Source organism: Clostridium oryzae (assembly GCF_002029235.1).
GTDB classification, from domain to species: domain Bacteria; phylum Bacillota; class Clostridia; order Clostridiales; family Clostridiaceae; genus Clostridium_AE; species Clostridium_AE oryzae.
Genome location: NZ_MZGV01000006.1, coordinates 54655 through 78624, shown reverse-complemented (window position 1 = coordinate 78624; position 23970 = coordinate 54655). Strand labels below are relative to the sequence as shown.

The 23970-nt window shown below is 33.3% G+C and carries 13 protein-coding genes; 9 read left to right on the top strand and 4 right to left on the bottom strand.

The genetic code is table 11. From position 1 onward, the window contains the following. Positions 1–3 precede the first annotated feature (3 nt). The gene (locus CLORY_RS04440) at positions 4–690 is read right to left on the bottom strand and encodes a response regulator transcription factor (RefSeq protein WP_079422306.1); all 687 of its coding nucleotides are present in this window, start codon (positions 688–690) and stop codon (positions 4–6) included. A gap of 183 nt (positions 691–873) precedes the next feature. Here CLORY_RS04440 and CLORY_RS04435 point away from each other — a divergent pair, with 183 nt between their 5' ends. The 9 genes from CLORY_RS04435 to CLORY_RS04395 all read left to right on the top strand — a co-directional run bounded on the left by CLORY_RS04435 (position 874) and on the right by CLORY_RS04395 (position 17441). Beyond that, the gene (locus CLORY_RS04435; RefSeq protein ID WP_079422305.1) at positions 874–1755 is read left to right on the top strand and encodes an ABC transporter ATP-binding protein; all 882 of its coding nucleotides are present in this window, start codon (positions 874–876) and stop codon (positions 1753–1755) included. Next, positions 1748–3340, top strand: coding sequence for a hypothetical protein (locus tag CLORY_RS04430; protein WP_079422304.1), 1593 nt, complete (start codon positions 1748–1750; stop codon positions 3338–3340). Before CLORY_RS04435 ends, CLORY_RS04430 begins: the two co-directional genes overlap by 8 nt. Positions 3341–3521: 181 nt before the next feature. Continuing rightward, entirely contained in the window at positions 3522–4418 is an 897-nt protein-coding gene (locus tag CLORY_RS04425; protein WP_079422303.1) for a LysR family transcriptional regulator, read from the top strand. 438 nt (positions 4419–4856) lie between these two features. Next, the gene (locus tag CLORY_RS04420; protein WP_079422302.1) at positions 4857–7742 is read left to right on the top strand and encodes a glycoside hydrolase family 3 C-terminal domain-containing protein; all 2886 of its coding nucleotides are present in this window, start codon (positions 4857–4859) and stop codon (positions 7740–7742) included. Between the two features lie 81 nt (positions 7743–7823). Further along, a complete protein-coding gene (locus CLORY_RS04415; RefSeq protein WP_079422301.1) occupies positions 7824–10244 on the top strand; it encodes a beta-glucosidase family protein in 2421 nt (806 codons plus the stop codon). A 17-nt stretch (positions 10245–10261) separates the two neighbouring features. Further along, positions 10262–10885 (top strand): hypothetical protein, encoded by a 624-nt coding sequence (locus tag CLORY_RS04410; RefSeq protein ID WP_079422300.1) that lies wholly within the window; start codon positions 10262–10264, stop codon positions 10883–10885. Between the two features lie 573 nt (positions 10886–11458). Further along, positions 11459–13882 carry a beta-glucosidase family protein gene (locus tag CLORY_RS04405; protein ID WP_079422299.1) on the top strand — a complete coding sequence of 808 codons (2424 nt, stop codon included), beginning with the start codon at positions 11459–11461 and terminating at the stop codon, positions 13880–13882. Between the two features lie 277 nt (positions 13883–14159). Then, complete coding sequence (locus tag CLORY_RS04400) at positions 14160–15680, top strand: response regulator transcription factor (protein WP_079422298.1); 1521 nt, start codon at positions 14160–14162, stop codon at positions 15678–15680. 15 nt (positions 15681–15695) lie between these two features. Next, complete coding sequence (locus tag CLORY_RS04395; protein ID WP_169911524.1) at positions 15696–17441, top strand: sensor histidine kinase; 1746 nt, start codon at positions 15696–15698, stop codon at positions 17439–17441. Between the two features lie 548 nt (positions 17442–17989). Here CLORY_RS04395 and CLORY_RS04390 read toward each other — a convergent pair. The 3 genes from CLORY_RS04390 to CLORY_RS04380 all read right to left on the bottom strand — a co-directional run bounded on the left by CLORY_RS04390 (position 17990) and on the right by CLORY_RS04380 (position 23913). Beyond that, positions 17990–20179 carry an alpha-galactosidase gene (locus tag CLORY_RS04390; protein ID WP_079422348.1) on the bottom strand — a complete coding sequence of 730 codons (2190 nt, stop codon included), beginning with the start codon at positions 20177–20179 and terminating at the stop codon, positions 17990–17992. 75 nt (positions 20180–20254) lie between these two features. Further along, positions 20255–22240 (bottom strand): hypothetical protein, encoded by a 1986-nt coding sequence (locus tag CLORY_RS04385; RefSeq protein WP_079422296.1) that lies wholly within the window; start codon positions 22238–22240, stop codon positions 20255–20257. Positions 22241–22311: 71 nt separating this feature from the next. After that, complete coding sequence (locus CLORY_RS04380; protein WP_207652168.1) at positions 22312–23913, bottom strand: extracellular solute-binding protein; 1602 nt, start codon at positions 23911–23913, stop codon at positions 22312–22314. Positions 23914–23970 lie beyond the last annotated feature (57 nt).

The following is a 23970-nucleotide window of genomic DNA, read 5'->3' as shown; positions in this document are numbered from 1 at the left end:
ATGTTAATTCCCTTCAAAAATGTACCCAAGGCCTCGTATGGTTTTAATAAACTTTGGTTCTTTGGGATTTACTTCTATTTTCTCTCTCAATTTACTTATATAAACCATTATAATCCTCTCGTCTCCTAGGTAGCATTCTCCCCATGCTGCCTCGTATAGCTGACCTTTAGTAAATACCTTGTTTTTATTCTTCATAAAGAAACGTATAAGCTTATACTCAAAGGAAGTAAGCTGGAGTTCACTATTATCTCTGTATAATTTGCAAGCTGTTTGGTCCAGAAGCAGATAACCGCTGGTGATTGTATTTTCATTTTGCTTATTATTAACTATATCGCTTCTTCTTAATAGGGCATTAACTCTTGCAATTAGTTCCATAGGATTAAAAGGTTTGGACAGATAATCATCTGCACCAAGGAATAATCCATCTATTTTATCGATATCTTCACCTTTTGCAGATAAAAATATCACTGGTACATTATCTTTTTCTCTGATTTTTTTCAAGACCTCTTTTCCATCGAGTTGTGGCATCATGATATCTAGTATTATAAGGTCGAGCTGTTCTTTTTCAAAAATTTCAAGAGCTTCCCTGCCGCTGAACGCACTGTAGGTAGTGTAGCCATTATTTTTCATATAGAAATCTATTAATTCCACTATTTCTTTTTCATCATCAGCAATTAAAATAGAACTCACTTTTTTACCTCTCATTAATACAAATATTTTATATAATTAAACTAACACAATTTGGCAGGCTGTTCAAATTTTATTACGGTATAAATAAAAATTTTAGGTTATATTAAGGTTTGGTTAGATTTATATTAATTCTAATACGTTAGTATAATAACTGAATTTATTAAACGAATTTAGGAGGATATTATGCTTTCAATAAAAAATGTATCTAAAAAATACTCAAATAATTTTACGGCACTTTCAAATTTTAATCTTGAACTTGAAAGAGGAATTATAGGACTTTTAGGAGCTAACGGTGCAGGAAAATCAACCTTGATGAAGATGATAGCGACTGTTTCAAAGCCAAGTGAAGGCGTTATTACTTGGAATGGAAAGAACATTCATAAAGATGGAGATGAACTTAGACACGACCTAGGATATTTGCCTCAAAGTTTTGGCGTATTTCCTAATTTAACAGCAATTGAATTTTTAAAATATATGGCAGCTTTAAAAGGACTCAATATGAAGAAAGCAAAAAACAGAATAAGTGAGCTTATTGATTTATTAAACCTTAGCGATGCTGCTAACAGGAGTATAGGAAACTATTCCGGTGGTATGAGACAAAGAATAGGTATTGCACAAGCTTTACTAAATGATCCTAAAATTCTTATAGTGGATGAGCCTACTGTTGGATTAGACCCTAATGAAAGAATGAATTTCAGAAACTTAATTAACAGCTTAGCAAAAGATAAAATAATTATGCTGTCTACACATATAGTATCAGATGTAGAAGCTTCGGCAGAAAAAATAGTTCTTATGAATAAAGGTAAACTCATTTGTTTTTGTAGAAACGAAGAACTTTTAAATTCGTTAGAAGGAACTGTGTGGGAATGCATTGTTCGTGAAAACGAACTTAAAGAAATAAAAGAAAAATATATAACTGGAAATATAATAAGAAGAAACGAAGGCATGGCAGTAAGAGTAATATCAGAAGCCAAGCCATTAGCTAATGCTGTAGCCATACAGCCTACACTTGAAGATGCCTATATCTATTATACTTCTGGAAAGAGAGGTGAGAAGCTTGAATAGTGTATATCAAATTTACTATGTGGGAATATCTGATTTTTTAGATAGAATAAGAAGCAAGAGTATTCTTATCATATCACTTTTGATGATATATATATCGTATTTATTCTTTCCGCAGAACAACACAAGTATTTATTATACGTTGAAGTATTATTTACATGGATTTTTCTACAGAGGTGTTTATAACTCTGTCTGGCTTGGATGGGTTGCTACAATAGCATTTATTAGTATTGTAACATTAATAGGTTTCTACTTTGTTAGAAATGCTATTAACAGAGAAAGACATTTTTTAATAGGTGAAATTACTGCATCTACGCCGATAAAGTCATGGATTTTTATATTCGGCAAGACTTTTAGCAGCTTTTTGTTCCTATTGCTGCAAATGTGTGTGGTTATTCTTGTTACTGCCATAATGCAGTTTGTTAGAGGAGAGAGCTATTGCTTTCAGCCTATAAAGTTAATAACGCCATTTTTAATATTAGGTGTGCCAGCCTGTTTTATTACAGCAGTTATAGCAATAATCTTTGAAACAATCCCCTTTTTAGCTAAATCTCTTGGAAATGTAATATATTTTTTTGTGTGGTCTGGTATATTAGTGGTATCAATGCAAGGAGGAGCCTATTCTTTAACAGATGTTTTTGGATTCAGCAGCGCTGCTCAAATTATCTTAGAACAACTAAAACGTAATTTTAAGCAATTTAGGAATATGAACTCTTTTAGCCTTGGAACAAGTGGACCACTTCATAACAATGTTAAAACCTTTATGATGAATAACGTTAGTGTTAGTGGAAATGTGCTGTTTGAAAGATGTTTTTGGGTTCTAGTGGGAATTCTTTTACTTATTTTAGCTTCTATGCTTTTTAAAAGAACATATCTTGCAGCAGGAAAAAGATATACTGGAATTAAAAGTTTTATGAAAGAGAAAACACATAATCCTCAAAAAGGAGTAGTTTTAAGCGAAATATTTGAAAAAAGAACTTATTCTAATGATTTTGCTATAGTAAAAAGTGAATTTAAGATTATGCTTTCATCCGCTAATATATGGTGGTATATAGCCATGTTTCTGTGCTGTATATGTGTATTTTTTACGAATGGTGATAGTTTCTATAAAGTTGTAATCCCAGCGATATGGATTTTACCTATTTTTATCTGGTCTAGGTTAGGTAGTATTCAAATGGATTTCAATATGGAGGAATATCTTTCAACTTATAAAAATTATAGAAGCAGCCAGCTTTTGAATTCAGTTGCTGCGGGAATTTTATTTACTATATTTATAAATGTAACGATTATAATAAAATTTGTATTATTGAGGAACTTTGAAGGAGCAGCTTATATTTTTATGGGAGCTATTTTTGTCAATGCATTAGGAATATTTATTGGTAATTTTGCCAAAAGCTCCACTGCTTTTGAAATAACATATATAATTCTATGGTATGTAGGGATAACCAATGGTGTATCGGGTTTAAATTTTTTAGGTACTACTCAACAAGCTGCAAGTTCTCATACTCCAATCGTATTTCTATTCATTGGAATAATTTTAACGATAGCATCGATCATAATCAAAAATAGGCGAATGAATAATGTGTGAAACTAAAAGAACAGTTAACGAATAAAGGAAATTTCAATAAAGCCTTATTAGCTCTTAAAAATAAATTATTGATAAGTTGAAATAGATTCATATATGTAAGGGGAGGATTGTAAAATAATATATACTATGCTATACTTGCATTAATTATCTCAAACCTTAACACGCGTATAAAGGAAAAAATATGAATACAGAAGCGTTAGAATATTTCATTAAAGTTTATGAAAAGAAGAGTGTTACCTCGGCCGCTAAGGACTTATTTATTACTCCGCAGGGCTTAAGTAAGACCATAAAGCAACTTGAGGTGGATTTGAAAGCAGAATTATTCTACAGAGGATCACGCGGAATGGAAGCCACAGAATGCGGTGAGCTGTTATATGCTCGAGCCAAGCATATCTGTTATCTTATGGATGATATAAAAAAGGAAATAAGCATTATGAATGGTAGAAACAGTAGTTTAAATGTTGTTGTTACTTATTCTACAACATTAGCGATACCTCTGGATTTATTGTTCGGGTTTTCTAAAATTTATTCTAATATTCCAATGAAGATAAAAGAGTTCCCAGATGAATATGACATTAGTAAGCTATTTCAGGAAGAAGAAGTTGATGTTGGTTTTGTTATGGGACATGAAGACATTGAAAACTGTGAATATAAATTGATTAAATCAGGAGAAGTAGTAATAATAGTTTCTAAAAACCATCCTCTAGCGTTAAAAGATGAAATCTCAATAACTGAGTTGGAAAGTGAACCATTGGTTATAAAATCTGTTGAAACAGGCAAGGAACATAGCTTAGTGGATAAATGTATGGAATATGGATTTACGCTTGATGTCAAATATGAAATAGGTAATCCTATAACTATGCATAAATTATGCGAAGAAAATGGATTGGTGGGAGTTTCTGTAGATTTTATTGAAGAAGCACTTACTGATAAAAATTTAAAAACCATAAGACTTAAGGAAAAAATCCCTCAGAGTATTTACCTCATTACAAGAAAAAGAGTTATCCAATCCAAATCGGTATCTTTGTTTCGAAGTTATGTAAAAGAATATATAAAAGAAGAAAATGGGTCGTTTTGATGAGCATAAAAGCTTATCAAAATGACTTTTTTTATTCAGTAAACAAAAAGTTTATCCCCCTAACTTTTGGTTTATTGTTGTTTGAATTGAAACATGTTAACTTAAATAATGTAAACGTGATAGTTTTTATTTGATTCATAAATCCATAAAACATTACGGTACAGTATCAAATATATTTAGGGGGAAACGCGTGATTAAGTTTGAGAAAAGGTGGCTGTTAAGGTGAGTTAAAATTTCTCGATTTAGTACATTTACCTAAGTAATTAACTAAATATGCTTGAGAGGAATTTCACTTTTTAAGATTGTAATTTATTCTAATGTTTAAGTTAAATTTTTAGTGAGTGAAATCCTTCAAATGTATAGTTGTAAAGCCGCATAAAATAAGGCTGTGCGGTTGTACATCAACAAATATCCATATTATAAATAGGGGGAATAAAAATGAAAGGCCACAAAATGAGCAGTAAGAAGGCACGTATAGTTAAAACCTCCATATTGGTGGTTCTACTTGCTATCGTAGTTGGTGTAAACATAGCATTATCAAATTTTGCACCAGTAATTACCCAGTACTTTTCTAAAATTGATATTACAAGTAAAGAGGCAGTAGCTGCTCGTAGTAAATCTACTAAACTTGTTAATAAAATTACAGATGAAGGTGTAGTGCTTCTTAAAAATGATGACAACACACTACCTATTAAAAAGTCGGGAACTGGTAAAACTAAGGTAAACGTTTTTGGATGGGATTTTACAAATCCTATATATGGAGGTACAGGTTCCGGTGGAGTAGATACATCTACAGCTGTTACTCCAAAGGCAGGTCTTGAAAAAGCAGGTTTTGAAGTGAACGAGGATTTATACAATGCTTATGCATCCTTTAGTAAAACGAGACCGCAAGTGGAAATGAACGGCCAGGACTGGACAATTCAGCAGCCAGAACCATCAAAGTTTTATACAGCAGATAGAATGAAAAAGGCTAAGGAATTTTCCGATACTGCAATAATTTTTATTTCACGTGCAGGTGGTGAAGGAGCAGATCTTCCAACCAGCATGAATGGAAAAGATACATTTAATCCCAAAGGAACTCAAGGGCCTACTGGTCAAAAATTTGGCTATAAAGACGACCTTGATTCAAACAAGAACTATTTTGAACCAAGTAACAGAGAAATGGGTATGATAAATACCGTTACAAAGAACTTCAAAAAAGTAATTCTTGTTATTAACAGCAGTAACACTTTTGAATTAGGTTGGACAAAAAACTACAATCAGATTAAGAGTATTGTAAATATTGGAGGTCCAGGACAAAACGGATTCCTTTCACTTGGAAGAATTCTTGCTGGAACAGTTAATCCATCTGGTAGAACTGTAGATGTATATGCAAAAGATCTTTTAGATGCGCCATCAGCAAAGAACTTTGGTGACTATAGTTATGTAATTAAAAACAAAGACGGATCATATTCTCAGGCAATGGATTCCAAAAAGGTTCCTTTAAAGTTTGTGAATTATGCAGAAGGAATTTATGTTGGATATCGTTACTATGAAACCGCAGCGGCTGAAGGAGCTATTAAGTATGATGATAAGGTTATGTATCCTTTTGGTTACGGATTAAGCTATACAACCTTCGATCAGGAAGTTGTTCCAAACAGCTTAAAATGGAATGATAAAGACATTTCTGTAAAGGTAAAGGTAACAAATACAGGATCAGTAGCAGGAAAACAAGTTGTACAACTTTATTATTCGGCACCTTATACTGGCAAAATAGAAAAATCATCTGTAGACCTTGCAGCTTTTACAAAGACAGATATGATACAGCCAGGAAAATCTGAAGTAGTTACGCTTTCCTTCAAAGTTTCAGATATGGCATCTTACGACTATAATAAAGTTTATAGCTCAACTGGATCATATGTACTTGAAAAAGGTACTTACAAGCTTATGCTTATGAATAACTCTCATGAAAAGATAGCTGATGTTACTTCAAAGGCTCTTGATCAGGTGGTTTATGATTCACAGGGACGTCCTACTGATAAAAAAGTAGCTACAAATCAGTTTGATAAATATGTTACAGGCGAAGGCAGTATAAAGAATTATCTTTCAAGAGCTAATCGCTTTGCCAACTTAAAAGATATTACAACTTACAAGACTTATACAGTTGGAACTGGTAAAACAGCAGCAAAAGTAAAAGGTGTCTTAGTTGACTCGAATTTTGTTAACTATATAAACAGCAAGAGATATAGCATTCCTGCTGATACTCACAAGACAGCGCCTACAACAGATGCTAAAAATGGTAAGAAACTTAAAAATTATGTTGGCGTTGATTACAATGATAAGAGTTGGGATAAGCTTTTGGATCAGTTGTCTGTAAAAGACCTGGTTGCTTTATCAACACTTGGTGGTTATAAAACTACAGCAATTAAGTCAGTTGGAAAACCTGCTACGGTAGATTATGATGGACCTTCAGCTATCAGCGCATTTATTTCCAAATCAAAAGTGTCAGGTATTGCATTCCCATCAGAGACAGTGATTGCATCTACTTGGAATGTTAAGCTTGCGCAGGAAATGGGAGCATGTGTAGGAGCAGAAAGTAAAGCTTATGATACTACTGGATGGTATGCTCCAGCTATGAATATACACCGTACAGCCTTTGGTGGAAGAAACTTTGAGTATTATTCAGAAGATGGACTTCTTTCAGGTAAGATGGCGGCTGCTGTAACAAAAGGCTTCCAAAGCTTAGGCGGATATGTTTATATGAAACACTTTGCTTTAAATGATCAGGAAACAAATCGTACTTTTGGTATTCTTACATGGAGCAATGAACAGGCTATTCGTGAAATTTATTTGAAATCATTTGAAATCGAAGTTAAAGAGGGCGGAGCTAAAGCTGCAATGTCATCCTTCAACAGTATAGGTAACACTTGGGCTGGAGCATGTTCTGCACTTCTTAAGAGTGTTCTTCGCGACGAATGGGGTTTCCATGGAATGATTGATACAGACTTCTATATTAACGGAAAAGGAATGTCTGCTTATCCATATATGACTTATGAGCTTGGTGTACGTAATGGTAATGATCTTTATCTTACTGGTGTTGCGCCTGTGGGAGTTCCTTCAGCAAATACAGACAGCAAGGATACTCTATGGGCATTGAGAGAAGCTGCTCATAATATTCTATATACAGTTGCTAACAGCAGAGTTGTAAAGAGTGGTTTTGCTGCAGATACTCCAACATGGGTAAAATTAACAATTGCTATTGATGTTGTTGCTGTTATAGCAATAGGTGCTGGATTATTCTTTGTACTTCGCGATGGTAAGAAAAGAGAAGAAAGCTTAGCTTAAAAATCAAAAGGGATTTTATATGAAAGAAACTTAAACGGTCAGACTGCCTAAGGGCAGTCTGACTACTATAGAGGTGAAGATATGAAATATGCGGAAATAATAAGTCAGATGACTTTAGAAGAAAAAGCATCGTTAACATCTGGTAAAGATTTCTGGCAATCAATGGATATTGAACGCTTAGGAATAAAAAATATGTTTCTTTCTGATGGTCCTCATGGCATCAGGAAGCAGGCGGCAGCAGCAGATCATCTGGGTTTAAATGCAAGTATTCCTGCAACCTGCTTTCCTACTGCTGCCACTATAGCAAACAGTTGGAATGAGAAACTGGGAGAAAAGATTGGTGAATTTTTAGGAGATGAAGCAGTATCTCAGAAGGTCAACGTGCTTCTTGGTCCTGGTACCAATATGAAAAGAAATCCGCTGTGCGGAAGAAATTTTGAATATTTTAGTGAGGATCCGTATTTAGCTGGTAAAATGGCAGCTAGCTATATCAGAGGAATACAATCTCGCGGTATTTCAGCTTGCGTAAAGCATTTTTGTGTAAATAACCAGGAAGAACGAAGAATGGTTATTGATACAATTGTTGATGAAAGAACTTTAAGGGAAATCTATTTAACTGCCTTTGAAATTGCAGTTAAAGAAGGTGCTACAAAGACTCTCATGTCTTCTTATAATATGTTGAATGGTACTTATACCAATGAAAATTTGCATTTGATGAAGGATATTCTGCGTGGTGAGTGGGACTACAAGGGTGTAGTGGTTACTGACTGGGGTGGCAGCAATGATCGTGTAGCTGGACTGATTGCTGGCAATGAACTAGAGATGCCTACTACATGCGGAGAAACAAATGTAGACATAATAAACGCTGTTAAGAGCGGAAAAATAAAAGAAGAAGTACTGGATGAATGTATTGACAGATTATTAGAACTGATTTTTACTACAGAAGAAGTGTATAAGAAACAACGTAAGGAGTTTGATGTGGAAGAGCATCATAAGATGGCTCAGCTTGCTGCTGAAGAGTCCATTGTAATGCTTAAAAATGAGGAAAATATTCTGCCATTAAAGAAGAAAGCAAAAGTAGCTGTTATAGGTGATTTTGCTAAGAATCCTAGATATCAAGGTGCAGGCTCCTCCATTGTTAATCCGACGAAATTGAATAACACACTAGATTGCTTAAAAGAAATAGATGTGCAAAGTGTGGGCTATGCTCCGGGTTTTGAACGTTATGGAAAGAAAAATGACAAGCTCATAAAGGAAGCATGTGTGCTTGCAGATAAGGCAGACGTAGTACTGCTGTATATAGGTTTGGATGAAGCTACTGAGGCAGAAGGCTTGGACAGACAAGATATGAAATTACCACAGAATCAAATTGATCTAATAGAAGCTATAAGTAAAGTGAATACAAATATCGTGGCAGTTCTTTCCTGCGGATCAGCTATAGAAATGCCATGGATTAAGAATATAAAAGGATTAGTACATGCGTATTTAAGCGGACAGGCAGGAGCAAAGGCTGTTTTAAGAGTCCTTTGCGGTGAAGTAAATCCATCAGGAAAATTGGCTGAATCCTATCCGATACGTTATGAAGATGTACCTTCCTATAGTAATTTTCCTGGTAAGGAAGTTAGTGTAGAGTACAGAGAGGGGCCGTACATTGGTTATCGTTATTATGGTACTGCTAACGTGAAGGTACAGTTTCCTTTTGGATACGGTTTAAGTTATGCAACCTTTGAATATGGTGATCTGAAGGTTGAAAGTGACAAAGTGACATTCACGCTAAAGAACACAGGAAATGTTGCAGGAGCTGAAGTTGCACAGCTATATATCGGAAAATCTTCTGATGTGATTTTCAGACCTAACAAGGAACTTAAAGGCTTTAAAAAGATATTTCTTGAGCCAGGAGAAACACAAACAGTAAAAATACTGTTTGATGATAAATCCTTCCGTTATTTTAATGTAACAACAAGTTCCTGGGAAGAGGAGGCCGGAGAATATAAGATTATGATAGGCTCCTCCAGCGAGGATGTTAAATTATCAGGTGCGATTATAAGGCAAGGAACGAATGCAGCTTCTCCTTATAATAAGGCAGCTCTTCCTTCTTATTTTTCTGGTAAAGCCTCTAATGTTGATGCTGAGGAGTTTGAAACATTGCTTGGCAGAAAAATACCCGAAGCTAAATGGGATAGAAGTAAATCTCTTGGCTACAATGATACTATAGGTCAGCTGATTTATGCTAAATCTGCTTTTGCAAGATTTGCACTGCATCTCATAAATTTCGCATATGGCTTCCTTAAAAAGATTGGAAAAAGAGGCACGGCGAACATTATTATGATGTCTGTTTATCATATGCCATTTAGAGGTATAGCTAGAATGACCGGTGGTGCGTTTAATATGCCTATGGTAGATGGACTCCTTATGATGGTCAATGGCCATTTCTTTAAAGGATTTAGGCATCTGCTAAGAGAGAGAAAGAAAATGCGAAAAGCAGCCGAAGCTAATCAGTAAGGTAATGGAGGTAAAACATGAGTAATAAAATAGGCGCAGAAAAAAATTCTAATGCTATTATAGGTGCTTGGGCAAAATTTAAAGAGAAACATCCTAATACTGCTCAGTTTTTAGTGTTCTTTATTCTGAGTAATGGAATAACAGTTTTGCAAATGGTTTTAATGCCTATATTTAAGGATATATTTGGACATACTTCTCTAGTAAGCACAAATTTTCAGGTTCTTAAAGTAGGGCATAATTTTGATGGAAGTCCTTACTATGTGTTTAATTATGCAGCCGGTTCAATTTCTGCTGGAGGCGGTGGTGGGCTTGCATATTTTCTTGCAGTTCAGATAACAATGGCTATTGCGCAGATAATTAATTTCTTTGTTCAGAGGAATATAACTTTTAAATCAAAAAGTAACATATGGAAGGCAGCCTTTTGGTATGTAGTTGCATATATAATTATATCTATAGGTGCTGCTGCTCTTCAGGGACTTTATAAAGCACCTATATATAATCTGCTGATGAATACATTAAAAATGGGTTCAGTAGGTGAAACAATAGCAGATTTTATTACAATGATTATAAACTGTGCTATTTCTTTCTGGGTATTTTTTCCTATTTTTAAAGTTATATTTAAGGATGAATCTCAAAAATAGGAGAGTTAGTTAAAGGCAGTGGGCGCATGGTGTCCATTGCGGTTTATAAGATATCACGGAAAGTCGTTGGCTTTAACTAATATAATCAGAAACATAAAACAGCTTCGGAGTTAACCTGAAGCTGTTTTTGTAATAGATGAAAACATTTTTTATTAATCAACTAAAAGTTTATTATAATAACCTTTTGATTATAGTAGTTCGTATTAAAATGTGCTAAAATGTGTGATGTCGAGATAGTAATTTCATATTATATGTCATTTTAATAAAATACAAACTTTGTTTGATTGCAAGAATAATGGAATGACACAAACATTGCTTTTAGTATTTTAAGGACTTGATGATACAATAGTTTTCAACTATAATGATTCTAAATAATATGATTGCTTGGACAGATACTATTCTCTTGGTATTAATTGCACTTGTATTTTCTGGAATTACGCATATTAAAAATAGAAGAAGTAAGTATCGAAAGTTATATATAGAAATCTGCTTTATAAAGACTTTAAAATGAGGTGTATTTCGACAGTGATTGTTTCACAACAGCGGTAGAAATACAAAAAGAGGAATAGGAAGATGAAGTATAAAGAATTAATCGAGAAAATGACTTTAGAAGAGAAAGCATCTTTAATGTCGGGAAAAGACTTCTGGCAGTCTAAGGATATAGAACGTCTTGGGATCAGTAGTATGTTTCTTGCCGATGGACCACATGGAATTAGAAAGCAGGCAGCAGCGGCAAATCATCCGGGACTTAATGTTGGCATTCCAGCGACATGTTTTCCAACGGCAGCAACAGTAGCAAATAGTTGGAATGAAGAATTGGGTGAGAAAATAGGGGAGTATCTTGGTGAAGAGGCTATTGCGCAGAAAGTTAATGTGCTATTGGGGCCTGGTGTTAATATGAAGAGAAACCCACTATGCGGAAGAAACTTTGAGTATTTCAGTGAAGATCCATATCTTGCAGGTAAAATGGCTGCAGGGTATATCAGAGGAATTCAGTCACATGGAATTTCAGCCTGCGTGAAACATTTTTGTGCCAATAATCAAGAAGAAAGACGTATGTCTATTGATACTATAGTAGATGAAAGAGCTCTTAGAGAGATATATCTTACTGCGTTCGAAATAGCAGTTAGAGAAGGTAAAACTAAGGCAATGATGTCCTCATATAATAGATTAAATGGTACTTATACTAACGAAAACATGCATCTTATGCAAGATATCCTACGTGGTGAATGGGGGTATAAGGGCTGTGTTATAACTGATTGGGGGGGGAGTAATGACCGTGTGACAGGGTTACTTGCCGGCAATGAACTGGAAATGCCTTCAACAGCAGGGGAGTCAGATCAAGAAATTATTAAAGCCATTAAGAGTGGAAGAGTTAAAGAAGAGGTATTAGATGAGTGTGTAGACAGACTACTTGACCTTATTTTTACAACAGAGAAAGCATATCATAGACCTCATACGGAGTTTGATGTAGAAAAACATCACAGAGTAGCGCAGAAGGTTGCGGAAGAAGCAATAGTGCTGCTAAAAAACGAGGATAATATATTACCGCTTAAATTTGGAAAGAAAGTTGCCGTAATAGGAGATTTTGCAAAGGATGCCCGCTATCAGGGAGCAGGATCATCTCTTGTAAATCCTACGATTTTGGACCATACCTTAAATTGTTTTGAGGAATCAGGAATTGTAAGTATTGGATACGAGCAAGGTTTTGAACGTTATGGGAAGAAAAATGAAAAAAGAATAGAGAAAGCTTGTGAACTTGCTAAAAATGCAGATGTGGTTCTTTTATATATTGGTTTGGATGAAGTTACAGAAGCTGAAGGATTGGACAGACAGAGTATGAGGATTCCGGAGAACCAGATAGAATTACTAAATGCATTGTATGAAGTTAACCAGAATATTGTAGCTATTCTATCTTGCGGTTCAGCGGTGGAAATGCCTTGGATTGATAAGGTAAAGGGATTGTTACATGGATACTTGGGTGGACAGGCTGGAGCAAGATCCATACTTAGAATTCTTTCTGGAGATGTAAATCCTTCAGGAAAGCTGGCAGAAACATATCCAATTCGTTATGAAGATACACCTTCATTTCATAATTTTCCTGGCGGAGAAGCTAGTGTAGAGTATAGAGAAAGTATTTATATCGGGTATCGTTATTATGATACCGCAAATGTTGATGTTCTTTTTCCTTTCGGATATGGACTGAGTTATACAACGTTTGAATACTCAGATATTGAGGTTAATAAATACGGAGTTACATTTAAGTTGACAAACTCTGGAAGCGTTGCCGGAATGGAAATCGCTCAACTGTATGTACACTCCAAATCAACTGATATTTTCAGACCTAAGAAGGAATTAAAAGGATTTGTTAAAATCTTTATAAATGCTGGTGAAACAAAAACAGTAACAATTCCTTTTGACGATAAAACCTTCCGCTATTTTAACGTAAAAACAAATAAATGGGAGATAGAAGGCACTGAATATGAAATCATGATTGGTGCATCAAGTGCTGATATAAGATTAATTGATACAATTTTTATAGAGGGCACGGGAGCACCAGTTCCTTACGATAAGGAGCTTCTACCATCTTATTATTTAGGAAAAGCAAGTAATGTGAGTGCAGAAGAATTTGAAAATTTGATTGGTCATACGGTGCCTATTTCTCAATGGGATAGAACTAAGCCGCTAGGTTACAACGATACTATTGAGCAATGCCAGTATGCAAAGGGATGGGTTGCTAGATTAGCGTTTCATCTAATTGTTTTTGCGTATTGGTTTTTAAAGAAAATAGGAAAGAGGAGTTCTGCTAACATTATCATGATGTCTATATATCATTTGCCTTTCAGAGGAATTGCAAAAATGACGGGCGGTGCGGTTAATATGCCTATGGTAGATGGAATATTAATGATAGCAAATGGACATTTTTTTAAAGGTTTGAGTCATCTATTAAGAGAAAGAAATAATATGATAAAGTCGAGAAAGCAAAAAAAATTATAGATATGAGACAAATAAACACTGTACTTTTAGAGAGCTTTTTATTGCATATAAGTACGGTGTTTATTCTTTTTGGATTGTATTTTTATATTCTACTCAATATATGTTAAACGGTTGACATATGTTGAGAAAATGTTTACAATTAATTTATAGACCTTTAATAATCTAATGTATTTCGCTTTTTCTATGTCTTAACTGCTCTCCGAATATTTTGGTAGATAAATTAACTATATGCAATAAAGCTTTTGTATTATATATAATACTTTAAGGGGGTAAAAGTGTGTATAGTCTGCTTATAATAGATGATGAAATTTTGGAACTTGATACACTTAAGGATTATGTGGATTGGGACTCATATGATATATCTGTGATCGGAACGGCTAAAAATGGTAAAAATGCCTTGAGTATTGCAATTGAACATAAGCCCGATATTATCATAACTGATATTAAGATGCCTATAATGGATGGTGTTGAATTCAGCAGGAGACTTCGTGAAGCTAATATATACTCAAAATTGATATTTTTAACTGGTTATGATGATTTTGCCTATGCTAAAAATGCTATTGATGTGCAGGCTTCTGGTTATATTTTAAAACCCTTTTCTATCGCTGAACTTGATGAAGTTATTAATCAGGTAAGAGAGCAGCTGGAATCAGATAGGCTTCGCTTAAACTCGGTTAAATTATTTGTCAAGGAAATATTTGAGCTTTTGCTAGATAACCCGGAAATAGATGATGTCAAAAATGTTATAAGCGAGTTAGATAAGATAAAAAGTTATGATTATAATGACAGCAATTATAAAATGATGTTAGTTTACAGTGATAATGATGCTGTAAACCATGTTAAAGACTATATCTATTCTTTAGATGAATATGCGCAAATAATAATCAAGGACACTAAGTACGTAGCAGTGATATTAAATTCAAATATCAGTCAACTTCAAGACATGGAGAAGTTTGCGAGGGCGGTGCAATCTGAGATATTCATGAAAGAAAAGAAATATGCTGCTGTAATATATCTAGATTCAGCTATTAAACTTGAGGAATTAGGCAGAGTATATAAAAAACTTATAACTTTAGAAGAATGTATATTTTATAGTGGAAAGAATTGTATTATCAACGCTTCAATATTTTGTCATTATCCTGCAAACAATATTGAAATTCCCAATTTTGAGAACAAACTTATTAAAGCATTTTTTACTTATAAAAGAGAGAGTATTAGCCAGGTAATAGATGAATATTTTAATTTCATGATAGACAATAAGATATCTAAGTCTATGTTTCTAGAATCATTATTTAATCTTTTTTTATATGTTTGGGAGAATTTCTTTAAGAATAATCCTAATATTGATTGGGAGCCTATAAGTAGAACTGAATTATGGAATGAACTTATAAAGTTTAAGGATATAAATGATGCGTACAGTTTTACAGAGCAGAATATAAATAGATTAACACAATACCTTATAGAAAAACAAAAGGATAAGAATCAGCAAGTAGTTGATAAAGTAATAAAATTCATTGAGAAGAATTTTGGTAATCAGATTATAATTAATGATGTTGCAAAAGATATTTATCTTTCCCCAAACTATATAAGAAATATTTTTAAAGAAAAAACGGGGACTACTTTTCTTGAGTATCTTGTAGACTTTAGAATGAAAAAGGCTTCAGAATTTCTTAAAGATAAATCATTAAAAGTTCATGAAGTGAGTAATAAGGTAGGATATGAAAATGTATCTTATTTCTGTTCTGTATTTGCAAGACATTATGGAGTATCACCAAGCGAGTACAGAAATAAATTTTAAATTAGGATGAAGATAATGTTTAAACAAATTCGCAATTATATACTCAATTTAAGCATAAGAAAAAAGTTTTTTCTCGGATATATTTTTGCATCAATATTACCAATATTTTTTATTACTATGTACTCTTATAACATAACTAAAAGAAATCTAATTGAACAAAATTCTGTTAATATGCAAAATAGTCTTACACAAATAAATAGCAATATTGAAAGAAAGCTAGAAACATATTCAAAAAGCAGTTCACTTATCTATTTAAATGATACGCTTAAAAATTATCTTACTGAGGATTACACCAAGAATAGTGTAGAAGATGCATACTATTATATAAATAGTTACTTCGGAAATATATTGATTCTAAATCCGGATATTTCACTTGTTACGGTATATACCGATAATTATACTTTGTCATCAGATAGTTATTATATTAAACATATTGATAACTCTATTAAGAGCGAAAAATGGTATGATAAGGTTCAGACTTCTACGGGAAATGTAATATATGGAACGACTTATAAGAATAGTAATGGTAATTATGTATTTACACTTACAAGGTATTTGAATAGTGGAAGAATAGGATATCCCTATGGTATACTTGTAATGACTATTAATGAATCACAGCTATATTCTCTTATCGATAAGTCAGCTAAGAATAGTTATAAATATATTGTAGATGAGAATGGATCGATAATATCCTGCAGAGATAAATCTAACATAACGAAGAATATTTATAAGATATTAAATATTGATAAAAGTACATTGTCGAACATTGGTACAAAGGACATAAATTATAAAGGAAAAAAAATGCTCGTGGTTTGCAAAAGCTTAGAAAATGGCTGGAAAACAATAAGCATGGTATCTTACAGCAGTTTTTTGGATAACGCCATAAAATCAGCTTCATTTATATTTATTATATTTCTCTTCAGTGTATTGCTTGCTGTTGTACTTACATACGTGATTTCAGCAATAGTAACGAAGAGAATAAATGTAATGGTAAAGCAGGTCAAAAAGGTGCAGGATGGTAATTTTAATGTTGAGTTTAAGAACATGGGTAATGATGAAATTGGAAATCTTTCATCTGCATTTTGTAATATGAGTAAAAAGTTAAAATTCTTAATTGAAGAAGTATATGAGAAGGAATTGTTGAAGAAGCAGGCGGACATGAATGTGCTTCAAGAACAAATCAATCCTCATTTTTTATACAATGCGTTGGCTTCTATATCTTCACTAGCTTTAAAAAATAACGATAAAAAAGTAAACCAGATGACTTCGTTGCTGGGGAAGTTTTATAGACTTTCACTAAATAAGGGTAAAAATATGTTTCATGTAAGTGATGAAATAGAACTAACTCAATACTATATTGAAATTCAAAAAATAAGATTTCAAAATCTATTAAATATCACCTTTGAACTTGATGAAACATTGGCGGAATATAAAGTACCTAAGCTTATTCTTCAGCCATTTATTGAAAACAGTATAAATCATGGAATATTTGATGATGAGAAAGGAATTAATATCATAATAAAATTATATGGGCAAGATGGTAAAATAGTATTTGAAGTTGTAGATGACGGTATAGGCATGGACAACAATAAACTTGAAAGTATTTTGAATCAAATGTCAAGTCTTACGGAGGGTTTTGGCATTAAAAATGTGAATAATAGAATTAAGTTGTACTTTGGCGATGAATATGGAGTACAGATATTCAGTAAACTTAATGAGGGTACGCAAGTTAAAATTATTCTCCCTATGCAGCAATGTTAAAGTATATTTTAGTAAATTAATGGTCAGAAAATTTATTAATAGAATTCTCTGACCATTTTTTACTCTTTAGGAATTTATGATTTTTACCAATTATGGATAACCTTTCATTAGGGTCAAGCTATATCTCAAAAAAGTAAGAAAGATGGAAAGTAAATAAAAAAACGACACATCATGTTTGCGAAGAAGTTAAAGAGAAGCAGTAAAATATTTTGAAGTTAGTGAATTAAGATAGAAAGGTAATAGAATTAATAAAATAAAAGTATCATGTAAAAATTAAGAGTTAGGGCATTAAAAATGGTTCTTCGGGGCTATTTATGCATACTCATTGTCATTCGCAAATAGCCCGTGAAAGGTCGTTTAGACCTTTCACCCCGACGAAGGCATTTGAAGCAAGTTTAGCAATTATCCGTGTCTTTTAGGCAAATTTCCGTTAAGATGGCGAATTGTTTGAGGTGCAGCCGAGTTATGAGCCATTAGGAAATTTGACTAAAAGATGCGGTGAAATTGCTTAACGAGTGGAACTAGCCGACATAGGGTGTAACCATTTTTTATATACTTTTAAGTGTCCATACAACACTTTGATAATCACCTTGTAACTCCGGTATACTTAATCCCGAGTACATAAGTTCATCTCCGCCAAAAGTAACAGATTTATGTGAAACTGAATATTCTTTAGTTGAATCTAAACCTTTTAGCTGTAGTTTTCTAATAGCAGCATTAGGCAGCGCAAGAACTCTAAAATATACTGCGAAAGCTTGTGTTTTATCTGTCGATACAACCATCCAGGCAGCTTCATTACCTTTAAAAGGATTTAACAATCTATAAAAATCTCCAAATTGTATAAGTTCTCTAAGCTTTTTATAGTGAGTTATTTGCTCTTTTACGACTTCTTTTTCTTTATCGGTAAACTTTGTAAGATCAAGTTCATAGCCGAAATTACCTGACATAGCTACATCTCCTCTCATTTTTAAGGATGTGTTTCTATGCACTTGGTGATTTGGTATTGCAGAAACGTGGGCGCCCATAGTACTAATAGGGTATACTATACTTGTACCATATTGAATTTTTAACCGTTCAACTGCATCTGTATTGTCACTGGTCCAAGTTTGCGGCATATAGAACAACATTCCAGGATCGAAACGTCCTCCGCCTCCTGAACAGCTTTCAAACAACACATTTGGAAATTTAGAAGTGATTCTATCTATAACCTTATATAAACCGAGTATATATCTATGTGCTGTTTCTCTTTGACGTTCTCTAGGTAAGTTTTCTGAACCAATTTCAGTCATATTCCTATTCATATCCCATTTGACATAGCTAATTGGAGCACTTTTTAAAATATCGCAAACGGAACGAACAATATAGTCACATACATCTTCTCTTGATAAATCCAGAACTAACTGCTTTCTTGCTTGTGACCGTATTCTATCTGGAACATGTAAGCACCAATCCGGATGTCTCCTATACAAATCACTATCAGGAGATACCATTTCGGGTTCAAACCATAGTCCGAATTGCAGTCCAAGTTCATTAACATGTTTAGCTAGTGTATCTAATCCGTTTGGAAGCTTTTTGGCATCAACTACCCAATCACCAAGAGAACAATCATCATTATCTCTTTTTCCAAACCAACCATCGTCTAATACAAAAAGCTCAATACCAAGCTCTTTTCCTGCTTTAGCAATACTCTCAATTTTTTCGGCGTTAAAATTAAAGTAAGTAGCTTCCCAATTGTTAACAAGTATAGGTCTTGTTTTATCTCTAAACTTACCTCTACATAGCCTTGTACGATAAAGTTTATGATACGTTCGGGACATTTCGCCTAAACCATTTGAAGAATAAACCATTACAGCCTCTGGAGTCTGAAAGGATTGTTCTGGTTCTAGCAGCCATGAAAAATCAAAAGGGTTTATTCCAATAGATACTCTTGTAGTATAATATTGGTCTACTTCAGCTTGGGCTAGGAAGTTACCGCTATAGACCAAACTAAAGCCATATACATCTCCGTAATCTTCTGTGGCATCTTTGCTTAAAAGTGCTATGAAGGGGTTATGAGCATGGCTGCTAGCACCTCTTCTGCTTTCAATTGACTGAGTGCCATTTAAAAGAGAGGTTCTTTCGACATGTCTTTCTCTTGCCCATGCACCATGCAGATGTAGAAAATCATAATTGTTACTATCAAAATCTAAACTCATGCTCAAAGCCCTAAGCAATTTTAGATTACTAGTTCCTTTGTTGATAAATTTCACATTCCTTGTAATAACATCATAATCCTTATAAACTGTATAGGAGAGTACTACTTTTAGTTTAATCAATGGATCCGCTAATGTTATTTCAAGTGTTTCAGCTTCATCATCACTTTCTACGTAAGTTGCTGGCAAACCTTCTAGTGTAGTTTTCCCTTTTTTTATCGTAAAAGATTCATATCTTAGGTCTGTTATGGTTGAACCATTTTCAAGCTGTATGCAATAGGCTGGGGCACGGAAGTCACTGTTGCCGTATGCGGGATATTCTTGCGGTAAAGTATCTAAAGATAGTTCATTGTCTTCTGGATTAGGATTTGGTGAAAAGGATCCTCGACCTGTCAATGCTAAAAGCTCTTCAGCATTAACTTTCTTAATTTTTTTCCCCCAGTATAAGTGTACAAGATAACCATCTCTATGAATTTGTAAAACGTAACTAGTATTTTTTGATTGTAAATTGAAAGTTTTTTCTAACTCGTTAAAAGCAATACTCATACATATTTCATTATAGTACATATTTTAGAATGTTCACTATAATGAATTTCACCTCCTTGTTAGTAGATATATTTATTAAGTATGTATTTTTATAATTGTTGAACTTGCACATGCTAAATTAACTTTAAGAGATTCATTAAACTCAAATATTATAGTGTTATTCTTCCATAAGTTTTCTACTTCATATTTCTTTCCTAAACTTAAACCTAAGTCTTGCAGGCTGATATCAAATTGTTTTTCATCGCAAATACTGTAATTAAATAAAGCGATAAATAAAGCATTCTCGTCATTCCTAACAAAAATGTCTGCTGCTTTTTCACCTTTATTACCACTGAATGGTATAAAGGTTTTTCCTGTTTTCGCAATATTATTTACTTTCTCGTTAGTAAATAATATTTTTGCTCTTTCTCTAGCTTCTTTATATTGATAATCATCGCTGTTCAGCATAACAGTTCCGCATATTATAGCAGAATTAAATCTTGATAGAGCTTCATTCCATGTAGAAGATACTTTGTCATAAGTCTTATAAATAACAATATGATCAGGATCATTATATCGATAAAGGCAATCATTCATCCACCATAAATAGGTTAATGAGTTGAGTAGGTACTCCGATTGATCTATTGTCCCGAATGCATCACAAGAAATCCTTCTTGCATGCCCAAAGCCATGAGGAAATATTGGAGCAATTGATAAACTTATAAATATATCTTTTCCTGCTTTACTTGGGCTTAAATTTTCAACAAAGTAGGTCATTCCATAATTGTAAGCTTGAATCCCTGTAGTTATTTGTTTATTATAGAAGTTTCCTTCTCTAGCAGCATGACCTAAAAAATCTGCCTTTACATAGTCAACTCCTAGTTCAATAAATTTATTTGTTTCATAATTAATCTTATAAATAGTTCCTGGATGAGTAGGATCTAGAGAATATAGACCATCTACTGCAGGTAATATATTTCCTTCAAAATCTTTTAGAAGCAAATCTCTATAGGTATAGTTTCCATTTGTACCTATTACACTTTTATCAAAACTGCTTTCGTGAGTAACAAAAGGTGATATATATATGCCTGGTTTCTGTTCATTATGCCGTACATGTTCAATTGCTTCAACTAACTTTTCAGAACTGAGTGTATTCCAGAAGGCATCAAAGTTAATATAAACATTAGAATTATTATTAAAGCTGTATTGAATGTTTTTCTTAAAAAAATCCGAAGTTTCTATGTATTTATCAAAAGTTAAAGTTTGCATTAGTGCGGCCCAGCTATTCCATCCGAAAGGAACACTGCCATTCCATTTAAGAGCCGGCCTGATTTTTGCATTTAAGTTTCCGAAAGTTTCGAAACCAGTTTTATAGCAATCATAAAATCCCACAAATATCAAAGGGGAATAAACTATGTTTCCTTTTATATTTCCATGGGGAAGTACATCCCTAGTTTGTTCTGAAGAAGCACCTCCATAGACTTCTATATGATTCACCTTATTATCTTTTCCTCTTACCCTTATTCCAGTTTTCCACTCATCATGAGTTAATGATCCAAGGACTAGCCCATTTTCTGTTTGTTCATCATAAATAGCTGTAAATTCATAACTTTGCTCTGAGAATTTAACGGGATAAGAAATGAATCTAACCCATTTATCATTATCAAAGGGCACAAACAAAGTCCTTATATTTTTTCCAATAATACTTATACTATCTTTTTCTTCAGCAATTATAGGAGCCATATAGTTTGTTGTATATTCAGCTTTTGAAGAAACCTCTAATTGAACAAATAAATATCCTTCCTCAAATAAATAGAAAATCTGCTTTAGAACAAAATCGTCATCATCATAATTTGAAATAACTATTTTTTTGCCATTACCAAACTTACCATTAATTTTTGTTTCTTCAATCAATTTGCGTACCTTAAAGTCTGTGTTATTAATCTTCTTGAAATTTACATCTTGGATACAACTAAAACAGTTTTTAATTTCACATTGTTTGTTATAGTTTAGATCAAATTTACCGCTTACAAGGTTGTAGCTAAATTCAAAATGATTATTCTTATTAGTATATACTTTCATACAATTGCCTCCTTTTATAAAATTTTACCCCAAAGAGAACTAAGCTTTCTTTGGGGTAAAATTATTTGATTTTATTTCCACAGCTTAATTCTTTCTTTATAGTTAGTGTTTATAACCTTTTCAACTTTAGCTAATCCGGCAGAATCCATATCAGAAATCATTTTATTATATAAAGCGACAGCCTTTGCTTGAGAAGGTGCATCAACAATTTTTGGGAATGCTTTATTAAATATATCTGTTACTTTTTGATAAATCAAAGCTTCAGGAGTTCCACTTGCTGGTATAAGATTATCATACTCTGAGGTATCCCAGTAGGTGTTCGTAAGGTTTTTATTTGCAACTACTTGAGCTTTGTCCTTTTTGTACTTAGTAGCCATATCATATGGAGTCCCATCTGAACCTAAACCGTTTTTAATGAACCATGTCCAGTGTCTTACACCAGTCTTTTTAGCAGTAGCATTAAAGTTATTTGTAAAGTCAGTTAAAATTTTATCTGTAGGTTTATGTTTTCCATCAACCATATTCCATGTTTTACCTTCTACACCCCACATCATTAAGTATTGTCCTTTTTCACTTGTGAGGAAGTTCATGAATTTCATAGCAGCATCTGGATTTTTACAGTTCTTTGTTATGCCTATTGCATCCCATCCTAATGAGCTTCTACCACTGTAAGTTGTTTTAGATGGATCTACACCGTTTGCGACTACTTTATAAGCATACATTTGTGCATCATTTCCTGAATCCTTAGCTAGAGCTACATTTGCATCAGATACATTCCAATAAGCTGTTGGAGTAGAGAAAGTATAACCATTGGATAGTTTTTCAAGCCAAAGCTGTTTTTTGTTAACAACCCATTCCTTATCAAGAAGCCCCTGGGTATATAGGCTGTTCATAAACTTTAGCATTTCAAGATATTTAGGATCTCTTATATCATACTTAAGTTCACCGTTTACATTGTAGTATGATTTTAATCCAAACATTCCTTTAAAAGTGCCAATGACACCGTTTTGATCTTCAGCGTAAAGTGTAATTGGAAGAGTGGTTTTTCCATTGATTTTTGGATATTTAGCTTTAAAATCTTTCAATAATTTCACAAATTCATCTTGTGTAAAGTATTGACCATTAGTAGCCTTATCACCAGCTAGCTTTTTTAAGATATCTTGTCTCATAACAAAGCCATTTACAACATCCGGATCCTTTCCATACCAGTTAGATAGGTAGTAATTTTTGCCATCCTTATATCTTATTTTTTTCAAAGTGTCACCATACATCTGTTTTACATCTGATCCATATTTGCTTATTAGGTCATCAAGTGGAATCAGCGCACCTGCAGAAATGTATTTGTTAACAATACTATTACCTCTGTCCATAAGTACCATATCAGGGTAATCACCACTTGCCAGCATTAGGTTAAGTTTTTCAAGAGGATCTCCAGTTGGCTGTTGAATTTCAACTTTGACGCCAGTTTGTTTGGTTATTTCTTTGGCGACATCGTCAGTAAATGCATCACCTGTATTTTTATCAAAGAATTTAATAGTAACAGTTTTACCGCTTTTACTATTTGTTGTATCAGACGATTTAGCTGATTTACCTATACTGCAGCCTGCAAGCATTGAACCAATAAGTGATACGGTAACAACAAGAGTTGTGAACTTGATTTTTGATTTTAACATAACTTTTCCCCCTTTAATAAATTAATTTTTATATTAAATAGGACGATTATCCTATTC

Excerpts from the sequence above, each read along its gene's own strand:
- CLORY_RS04435 (WP_079422305.1), top strand. The coding sequence starts at position 874 with ATGCTTTCAATAAAAAATGTATCTAAAAAATACTCAAATAATTTTACG.
- CLORY_RS04425 (WP_079422303.1), top strand. The coding sequence starts at position 3,522 with ATGAATACAGAAGCGTTAGAATATTTCATTAAAGTTTATGAAAAGAAG.
- CLORY_RS04420 (WP_079422302.1), top strand. The coding sequence starts at position 4,857 with ATGAAAGGCCACAAAATGAGCAGTAAGAAGGCACGTATAGTTAAAACC.
- CLORY_RS04415 (WP_079422301.1), top strand. The coding sequence starts at position 7,824 with ATGAAATATGCGGAAATAATAAGTCAGATGACTTTAGAAGAAAAAGCA.
- CLORY_RS04410 (WP_079422300.1), top strand. The coding sequence starts at position 10,262 with ATGAGTAATAAAATAGGCGCAGAAAAAAATTCTAATGCTATTATAGGT.
- CLORY_RS04405 (WP_079422299.1), top strand. The coding sequence starts at position 11,459 with ATGAAGTATAAAGAATTAATCGAGAAAATGACTTTAGAAGAGAAAGCA.
- CLORY_RS04395 (WP_169911524.1), top strand. The coding sequence starts at position 15,696 with ATGTTTAAACAAATTCGCAATTATATACTCAATTTAAGCATAAGAAAA.
- CLORY_RS04390 (WP_079422348.1), bottom strand. The coding sequence starts at position 20,179 with ATGAGTATTGCTTTTAACGAGTTAGAAAAAACTTTCAATTTACAATCA.
- CLORY_RS04385 (WP_079422296.1), bottom strand. The coding sequence starts at position 22,240 with ATGAAAGTATATACTAATAAGAATAATCATTTTGAATTTAGCTACAAC.
- CLORY_RS04380 (WP_207652168.1), bottom strand. The coding sequence starts at position 23,913 with ATGTTAAAATCAAAAATCAAGTTCACAACTCTTGTTGTTACCGTATCA.